Consider the following 11,071-nt stretch of genomic DNA (forward strand, 5'->3'; position numbering starts at 1 on the left):
GCTAAAAAAGAAATGTATTTATTACATATACATTCAAACTTCTTAAGCATCACCAAATGTAAAAATACAATGAGAATGGTCCAGCTATCTATAATTTGTATTAGTATTTCAAAATTCATATTAACTCCTATTTTATAGTAATGAAGATGTATATTCTAAAAATCTATTTTTAACATCTTTATATAAGCTTCTACTGATAGGGGCTGTTTGATTATTTACAAAAACAATCTCTTTCGCTGATATGGACATAATATTTTTTAGATTAACTAAGTAACTGCGATGACTCTTTATAAAATGATGTTGCTCTAATTCTTTAGCTAGATCATCAATTTTTTTATAAAATCCCTTATCTTCTATATGCTTATTTTTTATTGCATTAACATATATAACCCTTTTATCCACTTCGAAATAATTGATATCTATAAAGGGAATGGAATATAAGGCATGATTAATGCTAAAAGTAAAAACATTATTGGCATCATATTGCGTTTCATAAACTTCTAAAGCAATCTTTTGTAACTTTTCATATGTAATAGGTTTGACCATATAACTTAAGGCCTTCACCTCATAACCATCTAAAGCAAACTCTACTGTACTTGTTAAAAAGGCAATAAGTACTTTCATATCCATCTTTCTAATTTCTTTTGCTGTTTCAATCCCATTTTGCCCTTCCATCAAGATATCTAAAAAAATTAAATCATAATTCTTAGATGAATGATTAAGTGCCCATATAAGTTCTTCCCCAGAAGAATACATATGTATAAATATATCTATATTATACTCAAAAGAGAATCTATAGAGTAACTTCTCTAGTTCATCTCTAAATAGTTTCTCATCATCACATATAGCTACCTTCATCCCTAGCCCTCCTTAAATGTCCAAATTAATTATATCTTACCTTCTCTCATTAATAAATTATTTTTTATTTCCAATATATTTCTAAACAAACTTAGCATTATATAATTAACAGAAGATAATTATACTCTATTGATTATCTTTTTTATACATATACTTTAAATTTATTTATATATAAATAAGTAAATCCCCCTTAGCAGCACAGTTAAGCGCCCTAAGGGGGATTTATAATATCAAATTCTATTCCATCTGCGTATCTTCAAAAATTGTATTTGCTGTAATCCATTGCTCCATTCTTATATCTACAACAATTACAAATATCCCAAATGTAACTATACTTAAGAACCACCACCATAACCAGTGACAAATAAGTTCTCTAGGGTCTCCAATAAATTTCAATCTCTTACCACAAATCACTGTATGGTGATATTGTGCTTTATACTTCATACATAGTGCCCAAGGATAAGCTAGTCCTAATGTTAGAATACATATAGCATAAAATTTAATATTAAGAATGATATAATCTTTTACCTTCTTATCAAAGTAGGAATCATACTTTTTCTTATGTTCAATGATTGTTGACTGTTTCATATTAAATATTCTCCTGTAATGTTGTGCCAGATTTTATTTGTCTCTATCTTAGCAAACAATCATCTATAAATATTACAGTTGTTACCAATAGCTTATATTCTGTTATAAAATACAAAAAGCAATTCAGGGAGTCTGCCTGAATTGCTTTTTGTTACACTCTTGATACGTCTGCACCAAGTGCTCTTAATTTATCTTCTACTGATTCGTATCCTCTATCAATGTATTTGATATCATCGATATAAGTTTCACCATCTGCTTTTAGCCCCGCTAAAATCATACAAGCACCTGCACGTAAGTCTGTTGCAATAAGATTGCTACCTGTTAGATGACTTACGCCTTCGATTTCAGCTTTGTTTCCGTTTACTACGTTAATCTTAGTTCCCATATGATTGAGTTGTTCAATATATTGGAATCTGTTTTCAAACACACTTTCAAGCATAGTACTCTTACCCATTGCTGTACTTAATAGTACTGTCATCTGTGGTTGAAGGTCTGTTGGGAAACCTGGATGAGGTAAAGTTTTAACATTTGTTGCAATAAGATCTTTACCTGCAGCTACATGAATGTAGTCGTCTCCTTCTTCAATTTCAACACCCATCTCACGCATTTTGAGAGATACTGATTCCATATGCTCTGGGATAATGTTACGTACATATACATCCCCACCAGTAATAGCTGCTGCCATCATATAAGTGCCTGCTTCTATTTGGTCTGGGATAATAGAGTATTTTCCACCTTGTAACTTAGGTACACCTTTGACACGGATAACATCTGTACCTGCACCTTTGATGCTTGCTCCCATCATATTGAGGAAGTTGGCCACATCTACGATGTGAGGCTCTTTAGCTGCATTCTCAATAGTAGTTGTCCCTTCTGCTAAGACTGCTGCTAACATGATGTTAATCGTAGCACCTACGCTTACTACATCAAGGTAAATATGTGTTCCTACTAATTTATCTGCTACTGCATAAATTGTATCTTCTTGTATGGTTACTGTTGCACCAAGTGCTTCAAAACCTTTAATATGCTGATCAATTGGTCTTTTACCAAAATTACATCCGCCTGGCATTGCAACTTTTGCTTTACCAAAACGTCCAAGGAGTGCTCCAATTAAATAATAAGAAGCTCTCATTTTACCAATACACTCATCTGTAGCACAATAACTGTATACGGTTGTTGCATCTACATTAACAGTATGCTTATCTTCAAATTCAGCAATTGCTCCTAAAGATTTCATTGCATCTGTTAATAAAATAACATCATTAATATATGGTAAGTTTTCAATTTCACATGTTCCATCCACTAAAAGCGCAGCTGGTAGTATGGCCACTGCTGCATTTTTAGCTCCACTAATTACTACATCTCCGGTTAGGCGTTTACCACCTCGTATACATAGCTTGCTCAACCTAAACACCTCTTAATTTGTATTTATTCTTTACTATTTTACTTTTGTTGTATCTATTGCAACATGGCCTTATAACGCCTCAAAATCAGTCAATTTCCATTATACCATCAATACTGGGAAATAAAAAGTATTTCTTCATAGGTATTTGTATAAGCATTGACAAATATCGGTGTTGTTAAACCCCGCATTTGAATTTTGTACATTGGAACTGCTTCTTCGGCTAAAATATGCATTCCTTCAATATTATCTAGCCTATAGCCAAGTTCAACAGATTCAACTATTCTTTCCGTTTGATCCAGATTAAGTTCTTGAAGTCCAAAAAGGACTTCGTCAATAGGATATAAAGGTTTAAGCTGGCCTACTTTATCTGTAATGACCAGGCATCTGACCTCAGCATCAAACACGCCACCCTCAGATACCCTTAATTTGATATAACTGTCAAAAACAGGTAAACCTTTATATACTTCATAATATGTTATATCCCATCCATATGACTCACTTCTAGACTCAATTTTTACATCTTGGAAATAATTCTCCATTTCTAAGTTCTCTACAAACCTCTTAGCTAGCTTCAAAGCTTCCTTCTCGCTCAAGGCATTGCCCTCATTTTCAATCCCTTTATGATGGTAACTAATACGTTCTTTAGAAAACTTAAGTTCTTCTTCTTGCTTACTGTAGACAAGTGCATTTCTCCCATATTTCACATCATAAGCATCTTTTGTAATGGTAATCAAAGAACGGTCTTCTCCAAATACATTACTTACCACGCCATCACGTATGGTAGAAGTAATCTGCACAGGCTCTAACCAGATGGACGATTTTGGCGAAAATACTCGAGGTAACTTAGCATCAACTTTTATATTATTCTTTTTTAAAATAGAGGTAATCGTATCTAGACGATCATCAGATACTTGATACGTTACAACTAGCTTTTCATAATTAATCCATGCTAAGACAATATTGAGGCATAAAAAAATAGCAATTAATAAATTTAACGCCTTATCCCATCTCATATTTCCGTGCCACTCCTCACTTTATATACTATAAAAAGTTAGGGAATACTTCCCTTGCACCCTTTATAGGATAGGTAACAACTTCCCTATCCTATCATAAATATAAGGCAAAGTGAAGCATTACACTTTGCCTTATTATGGATAATACCACCTTTGTTTATAAATAACGCCCCAAGCGAGCTTAATCGGATGCTTAAAATCTTTCACTAAATAGACAAGTTCTAAGCGATCTAATGCAAAGTCTTCTATGCCTTGTTCCATTAATAAGCTATACATATTATCCATTGGTTCTAAGTAATGAGATTTGAATGTTTCAGTCTGCCAATCAGAATAAATCTCTAATGTACATACCTTCATACTCACAAAATCATTGCCTTTAATGGATACTTCTAAATAAGAAGTAATCCCTAATTGCTTCTTCAAACTGTCTTCCATCTGAATCCGGTATCCATCATGGCTTAAATCAAAGTAATACGTAATTTTTTGTCCTTCTTGAACAATATTAGATAAATAAAGATTTTCTGCTGTCTGCTTAGAAACACATTCAGCTTGCTCTATAAAATCTAAGACCTTGTTATAACCTTGAAGGAGATTGGTTACATTTTGAGTTTGCTTAGGATCTAAGTTTAAATACTCAATAGTACCTAAAGGATTATACGTTACAATAGTCTTTTTAGGCTCAGTATAAACAACCGATCCATCTTCATAGATATCCTTTTCTTTAACCAGAGGGCTTATAAAGAAATCATTAATCCTAGTTTCTAAAACTTGATCCCCTTCTTCTTTTGTTAAATCAATAGGGTTATAAATATTTAATATAGGATAAGTGACTAATGTCTCCTGACTACTGGTAGGTAGGAAGACATTTCCTTTTATTTGCAAGTTTTCTATTGTGGCACTTGGTTGGTAAGTTGTAATGTTCTTAGTTAAATCATCTTCTGTAACTGCTCCATATACCTTTTCAATATCTTGAAAATTCCCTACTACGCTTAGTTCATAATAATAGTCTTCCTTAGAATTGACTAGGCATAAACTTGCTTCTTTTTGGAACTTATTCTTAGAATACATAAAGACATAATCGATCTTATCTACCAATGAACTTATACCACTTATTCCACTAATACTATCTAGTCCTAAAGGAATCTCATACTCAAGTACAATGCTTGGCATACTTAAGAGCTTACCCCATGGTATCCCCTCTAACTTTGTAAGAGATTTCTCTTCTTCATATTCATAGACTACCTTTTTGAACTCACTTATAAGCCTTTTGTAATCCTTTTTCTCATTTCCTGTTGTATCACCTAGATAAAATGCTAAAGAATTTGAAAGACCTGTATCGTTGTTCCCAGCTTCAACAACCCAGATATTCATAGGCATAATAGGTTCATAGTCCATATTTTTCTTTAAAAAATTATGGCTTGACATACTGCCAAGCCATAATAGCGCTGTCTGTATAACTGTTGCAACAATAAGGCAACTTAGTAAAATCAGTTTGATATGCTCTTTGCCTTTATCCATTGTCTCACCATCATTCTTTAGTTACAACTGCTGGTGTTGTTTTAGCCGCAGGCTCATTAATTTTCCCTAGAATACCACTTGCATCATCTGCAATAAAAGTTTTAATCTTTTCTTTTTCCACTTCTGTTTTTCTCTCAATGATTATAGACTGACTGCCTTTTTTATCATCTAGTTCATAAGTGTATTTGATGATGACATGATTTGTTCCTTCAGAAAGGTCAATAAGCTGACTAAACATCTTAGTTGCACCGACTTCTTTCACTTTGTACACTTTATAACTATTTGTCTCGGTTGGAGCTGGAGTATCCATCTTTTCACCTGTATAGACAATAATCTCAATTTTTGTACCTGTGCGCGCTTCACCCATGATGTTAATCTGACTATCAAAAGTCTGGATCTTCTCTTTGTTAAGGGACTGGGTGATTCTCACATATTCATCTTTTTTAAAGGTAATAGCGGATGACGTACTTGTTTGTGAACCCTCTTTAACAATAGCTACTTCATTTGTTGCAGTTGTGTTCACATTTTTAGTTGTATCAGCTTTTACTTCTGATGCCATCAATGCTGTTGGCGCCATAAGTGTTGCTCCTAAAACTAGTATACTTGTAATATATTTCATCTTATTCATGTGGAACCCCCTTTCTTGAATTTATTGTACTTATAGTTTTCCTTCCTATATTATACAATATTTATTTTACAATTATGTTACAATTTAATAACGTTTGCCTTACAAGTAATTTTTAACTTGTGTATGGTTTAAATTGCACGGTAACTGTTGTCCCTTTTCCTACTTTACTCGTAATATGAATGGTTCCATCATGAAGCTCTACCATCTCTTTTACGATTGATAGTCCTAAACCTGTACCGCCTTGACTTCTAGATCTTGCCTTATCTACACGGAAGAAACGTTCAAAAATACGCGCTAAATCCGGTTTAGCGATTCCAATACCTGTATCTTGCACTTGCAAAGTAATCCAATCTTTATTTTTATAGAGTTTAACCGTAATGGTACCAGTATCTATACTATATTTTATTGCATTGGATAGTATATTGTGAAGGATCTGTCTGATTCTAGCACTATCTCCCATCATTATATAATCTAGTTCTGGGTTTGCTTCATAGATTAAGCGATGCCCTTTCTTTTCTATATGAATCTTTTGTGCTTCTAAAGTATCTTCAACAATAGATCTAAAATCAATGGCTCTTAAATCCAGTTGCATTTGTTTGTTATCAATACGTGAAAGTTCTAGAAGGTCTTTGACTAAGTTGGTCATACGATCTGCTTCTTTTTCCATAACTCTTAAGAATTGTACAGCAATTTCACGGTCATCAATAGCACCATCTAAGAGGGTCTCCGTATAACTCTTAACTGTAGTAAGAGGTGTACGTAACTCATGAGACACATTTGCTACGAACTCTTTACGCATTTGGTCTAACTTTTGCTGATTTGTTACATCTTGCATAACTACAACAAGCCCTTCGCTTTCACCTAAACTATTGGAATACGGTGCGAAGTGGAGATTATAATAGCGCTCTTCTATCTCCATCATAATGCCTTCGTCTGCTTTGATGTTTTCTCGTTCTTCATTTTTCATTAACTGATCAAAAGATACATCTACACCAAACTTAGGGAAAATAAAATCAAAACGATGATCAATACGATTCTCTCCTAAGATTTCTGAACAAACAGGATTGGCATGAATAAGCACGCCTTGTCTATTAAAAGCCATAACACCATCTGCCATATTTTGAAGAATCTTTTCTAACTTACTTTTTTCACTAGAGATTGCTCCCATCGTACGACTAAGCTCTGTTGCCATATAGTTGAAACTTTGTGTCAACTGGCCTATCTCATCTGTTGAATAAATCGGAATACGGCTAAATGAACCTTCCGCAAGTTGCTTAGAACTCTTGGTAAGTTGCTTGATAGGTACTGTTATCATCCTTGCAAATATAGCACTAAATAAGGCAGCAATGGCCATCGCTACCATCGATGCCAAACTAATAGTCTTCATGGCATTAAATACATTGTTATAAATATCTGATGCATCTGCCATTACATAAATAATAGCTAAAAGATCTCCTGTATTTTTATCCATAATAGGCCTAGCATGCTCTACATATTCTGGCCCCCCATCTTGGCTTGCAAAGTTGGGCCAATCCAAAGTGACAGCTTGTTTCTTATCAATTACTTTGGGAATAACCTGCTTAGATGGAACTAATTGCCCTATAGCATACTTAGACGTAGAACCTAATAAAAGGTGTCCCGTAGCATCTAAGATATAAATATCATGCTTATTAAGGGCCACCAACATTGAAAGGGTCTTTTCTACTTCGTCAATACTTTCTTCTAGCTGCTCGTCCGTCTCTACAGCCAGACGTGTTTCTATCATCTCTGCTGCATCTACTAACTCATTCTTTAACTTTTCATAATAAGTGTTCTCGATATCATAGATAATGAGTGTTCCACTCACTACCATGATAACGAGAACAAGACTTAAATAGATCGTTACGATCTTCCACTGTATACTCGTCTTCATAAACTAACCTCTGAAGTAATAACCTACTCCACGCTTTGTAAGTACAAAAGCTGCTTTAGATGGGTCATCTTCTATCTTCTCTCTTAGCCTTCTCACCGTTACATCTACCGTACGTACATCTCCATAATATTCGTATCCCCATACTTTTTCAAGGAGTGCCTCACGAGAAAAGACTTTACCTTTTTGAGTTGCTAAGAATCTAAGAAGTTCATATTCTCTAAGTGTTAAGTCTACTACTGTGCCATTTTTGGTTACTTCGTATTTACTAAGGTCTATCGCTAAGCTGTCTTCTTGCACAAGATTAGACTCTACTGCTACCTCATCACTTACAAAGCCACCTCTTCTTAAGTTAGCTTTAACTCTTGCTACAAGTTCACGCATACCAAAAGGCTTAGTCATGTAATCATCTGCCCCTAACTCTAAGCCTAATACCTTATCTAATTCTTCTGCGCGTGCTGTAAGCATAATAATTGGTGTTTCCTTTGTCATTCTTACTCTTCTACATACTTCTAGGCCATCCATTTTAGGCATCATAATGTCTAGTATAATAAGGTCTGGGTCAATAGATTCAATAAGCTTTATACCAGCTTCTCCATCATAAGCTACACATACTTTGTAGCCTTCCTTCTCTAAATTATATTTAATAATGTCGGAAATAGCTTGTTCATCTTCTATAACTGCAATCGTTTGTACCACTTTATTCCCCTGCCTTTCTATATCTTTCCGATGACTACCATCTGTAATACTTTATTTATATGATATCAAATAGCCCATATGAAGTAAAAAGGAAAAATTAAGGAGTTTCTTTCACTTCTTCTTTTGATTCTTCTTTAGGTTCTTCCTTTACAATCTCCATCCCAAGTACAGGCACACGTACATTAGCTTTGATTTCTTGCCCTATTTTAAGATTTGTTGTTAAACCTTCATTAGAACCTATTAAGTCATCAACTGTTAAGTTAAACTTGCTAGCAATACCCCAAAGGCTATCACCTTGCTGAACTGTATAAGTTACTTCTTTTCTTTGACGTTTCTTACATAAATCCACTAACGTTTCCATATCTACAAGTTTGTCTTCTGTTGTGTACACTTCTTCTAGTTTAACATCATTTGTAAATTTGGCATTTACTTCTTTATCTTTAAAATAAACTTCTTTAAGTTCATCTTCTAATTCCTTTAATGTTGCTGGTGACTCAATAACCGCCACTTCTTCGCCATCTACAATCAACTTTTGGAACTTGATTGTCACATCCATATTTTCTCTTAAATATGTTGGTAAGTTATTTGGATCAATCATGTCTTTCTTCTTGGCATGTACACGTTTAAGATCATCTAAGCCTTCTATTTCAACATCTGTCTTATACTTAGTTTCTAATTGCTTTTCTACTGTTTGAAGTGCTGTATCTATGTATTCTTTCTTGCTTACAACGCCAATAACCTCCCCGCCTACGCTTACTTGATAAGCATTTGGAAGGAATCCAAAGGCTACTCCTAATATAATACCGGCTCCCACAATACCTAGTCCTAGTCCTTTCGGCGTTACTTTCGAACGTCGTCTCTTGGCACTAGATAAATAAATTGTTTTTGATTTTTTGCTGAGTTTCATATGATATACCTCCTGTGATTAGCATGTTACAAAAATCCCCCTTTATCTACAATGATAACAGTTTGTTTGGGGTAAATCAAAGAATTTTGGAGGGAAATTTAAGGGAGTAGGCGGTAAAGGGAAAGTGAACTCTAATATTTCAACTTCTACTTCATGCTAGCTAAGAACTTCTAAACTTGATGCTTTCATGAACGTTCGAAACTCGCTCTGCTCAAACAGTCTCACTAATTGCCATGAAATCATCTTCATTAAGAAGTTCTAAGCTAACCTTCAAGGAAATTTCCATATTAGATTCACTTTCCTTCATGACTTTACTACCTTAAATTGCCATGTGCTGCGGAGGTAGAAAAGAATAAAAATTCTATTCAAAAATAGCTCTATGAGCCATTACACACAGCTCCTTCAATACTTTCTAAGCCTTATCCCTAAAATTTTCCGCTTTTACCACAGAAGTAACAAATAAGAGATGGTAAGCTAACTTTCAAGGAAGTTTCCATATTAGATTCACTTTCCTTCATGACTTTACTACCTTAAATTGCCATGTGCTACGGAGGTAAGGAAAATAGAAGATCTAAGATTAACTCGGGGCTATCCTATAGATTTAGACGTATAGAAGACAAGTTTTGTTCCCTGTATTCAAAAATCTGGATATACACAAAAGCACAGAATACTTGTTGATATGCTCCCCTTAAGGTAGACAGTTTAAATAATAAAACTGCTGCCTTAAGGAGGGGCATATTTTTTATGGGAAGAAAAGCAAAATTTTCATCTAAGCAAAAATTATGGGCAATTGACAGGATTTTAAGCGGGGAAGATTCTATACTTCATACTGCTACATTGTTAGGGTGTAGTGATGTAACTATCCATGATTGGCTAAGAAATTACCAAATTAGTGGTATTAATGGGATTACTGTAACGTCTAAGAATAACATCTATACCACCAACATTAAGTTGAAAGCTGTTAAGGATTATCTAAAAGGAGTAGGTTCACTACGTGAAATTTGTCAAAAATACAGCATTCGTTCAACAACTCAACTCCGTAGATGGATTATAAAGTATAATAGTCATGAAGAATTAAAAGCTTCTGGAACAGGAGGAGTACCTATCATGACTAAAGGTCGAAAAACAACTTATGATGAGCGAGTAGAAATCATTCAATACTGTATAGAACACCAAAATAATTATGCTGAAACAGCAGATAAGTATCAGGTATCTTATCAACAAGTTTATTCTTGGGTGAAGAAATATGAATCTAAAGGAATAGATGGGTTAGTTGATAAACGTGGGAAAAATAAAACAAAAGATGAAATGACTGAACTTGAGAGGCTCCGTGCTGAAAATAAACTTTTAAAAGCACAAAATCGTAGACAAGAATTAGAGATGGCATTCCTAAAAAAGCTAGACGAAATAGAAAGGAGGCGGTTTTAAGCCAAGTTCAAAATGAATCTATCTACGTAGCTATAAGAAAAATACATACTGAAAGGGAATGTAGTATTTCTGAATTGTGTGAGCTTGCAGGCATTCCAAGATCTTCGTATTACAAGTG

At 34.2% G+C, this 11,071-nt stretch carries 10 protein-coding genes; 1 reads left to right on the forward strand and 9 read right to left on the reverse strand.

The annotated features are described in order from the left end of the window. Window positions 1-132 precede the first annotated feature (132 nt). The 9 genes from PBV87_RS18605 to PBV87_RS18645 form a co-directional block, all read right to left on the reverse strand. Complete coding sequence (locus tag PBV87_RS18605) at window positions 133-858, reverse strand: LytR/AlgR family response regulator transcription factor (protein ID WP_271013311.1); 726 nt, start codon at window positions 856-858, stop codon at window positions 133-135. 237 nt (window positions 859-1,095) lie between these two features. After that, window positions 1,096-1,446 carry a YjgN family protein gene (locus PBV87_RS18610; protein ID WP_271013312.1) on the reverse strand — a complete coding sequence of 117 codons (351 nt, stop codon included), beginning with the start codon at window positions 1,444-1,446 and terminating at the stop codon, window positions 1,096-1,098. Window positions 1,447-1,597: 151 nt separating this feature from the next. Beyond that, window positions 1,598-2,851: a UDP-N-acetylglucosamine 1-carboxyvinyltransferase gene (locus PBV87_RS18615; RefSeq protein ID WP_271013313.1), complete on the reverse strand. Its 1,254-nt coding sequence runs from the start codon at window positions 2,849-2,851 to the stop codon at window positions 1,598-1,600. 107 nt (window positions 2,852-2,958) lie between these two features. Continuing rightward, window positions 2,959-3,864, reverse strand: a complete 906-nt coding sequence (locus PBV87_RS18620) for a two-component system regulatory protein YycI (RefSeq protein ID WP_271013314.1) — start codon at window positions 3,862-3,864, stop codon at window positions 2,959-2,961. Window positions 3,865-3,999: 135 nt separating this feature from the next. Continuing rightward, the gene (locus PBV87_RS18625; protein ID WP_271013315.1) at window positions 4,000-5,382 is read right to left on the reverse strand and encodes a hypothetical protein; all 1,383 of its coding nucleotides are present in this window, start codon (window positions 5,380-5,382) and stop codon (window positions 4,000-4,002) included. A gap of 10 nt (window positions 5,383-5,392) precedes the next feature. Next, on the reverse strand, window positions 5,393-6,010 hold the full coding sequence (locus tag PBV87_RS18630; protein WP_271013316.1) for a hypothetical protein: 618 nt from the start codon (window positions 6,008-6,010) through the stop codon (window positions 5,393-5,395). A gap of 112 nt (window positions 6,011-6,122) precedes the next feature. Then, window positions 6,123-7,922, reverse strand: a complete 1,800-nt coding sequence (locus tag PBV87_RS18635) for an ATP-binding protein (protein ID WP_271013317.1) — start codon at window positions 7,920-7,922, stop codon at window positions 6,123-6,125. A gap of 3 nt (window positions 7,923-7,925) precedes the next feature. Beyond that, complete coding sequence (locus PBV87_RS18640) at window positions 7,926-8,618, reverse strand: response regulator (protein WP_053983050.1); 693 nt, start codon at window positions 8,616-8,618, stop codon at window positions 7,926-7,928. A 97-nt stretch (window positions 8,619-8,715) separates the two neighbouring features. After that, window positions 8,716-9,525, reverse strand: a complete 810-nt coding sequence (locus tag PBV87_RS18645) for a LysM peptidoglycan-binding domain-containing protein (protein WP_271013318.1) — start codon at window positions 9,523-9,525, stop codon at window positions 8,716-8,718. A gap of 744 nt (window positions 9,526-10,269) precedes the next feature. Here PBV87_RS18645 and PBV87_RS18650 point away from each other — a divergent pair. Next, window positions 10,270-10,953: a transposase gene (locus PBV87_RS18650; RefSeq protein ID WP_271013319.1), complete on the forward strand. Its 684-nt coding sequence runs from the start codon at window positions 10,270-10,272 to the stop codon at window positions 10,951-10,953. Window positions 10,954-11,071 lie beyond the last annotated feature (118 nt).

Source organism: Holtiella tumoricola (genome assembly GCF_027857615.1).
Taxonomy (GTDB): domain Bacteria; phylum Bacillota; class Clostridia; order Lachnospirales; family Cellulosilyticaceae; genus Holtiella; species Holtiella tumoricola.

Coding starts and splice junctions, on each gene's coding strand:
- PBV87_RS18625 (WP_271013315.1), bottom strand. CDS start 5,382: ATGGATAAAGGCAAAGAGCATATCAAACTGATTTTACTAAGTTGCCTT.
- PBV87_RS18635 (WP_271013317.1), bottom strand. CDS start 7,922: ATGAAGACGAGTATACAGTGGAAGATCGTAACGATCTATTTAAGTCTT.
- PBV87_RS18645 (WP_271013318.1), bottom strand. CDS start 9,525: ATGAAACTCAGCAAAAAATCAAAAACAATTTATTTATCTAGTGCCAAG.
- PBV87_RS18610 (WP_271013312.1), bottom strand. CDS start 1,446: ATGAAACAGTCAACAATCATTGAACATAAGAAAAAGTATGATTCCTAC.
- PBV87_RS18620 (WP_271013314.1), bottom strand. CDS start 3,864: ATGAGATGGGATAAGGCGTTAAATTTATTAATTGCTATTTTTTTATGC.
- PBV87_RS18650 (WP_271013319.1), top strand. CDS start 10,270: ATGGGAAGAAAAGCAAAATTTTCATCTAAGCAAAAATTATGGGCAATT.
- PBV87_RS18605 (WP_271013311.1), bottom strand. CDS start 858: ATGAAGGTAGCTATATGTGATGATGAGAAACTATTTAGAGATGAACTA.
- PBV87_RS18630 (WP_271013316.1), bottom strand. CDS start 6,010: ATGAATAAGATGAAATATATTACAAGTATACTAGTTTTAGGAGCAACA.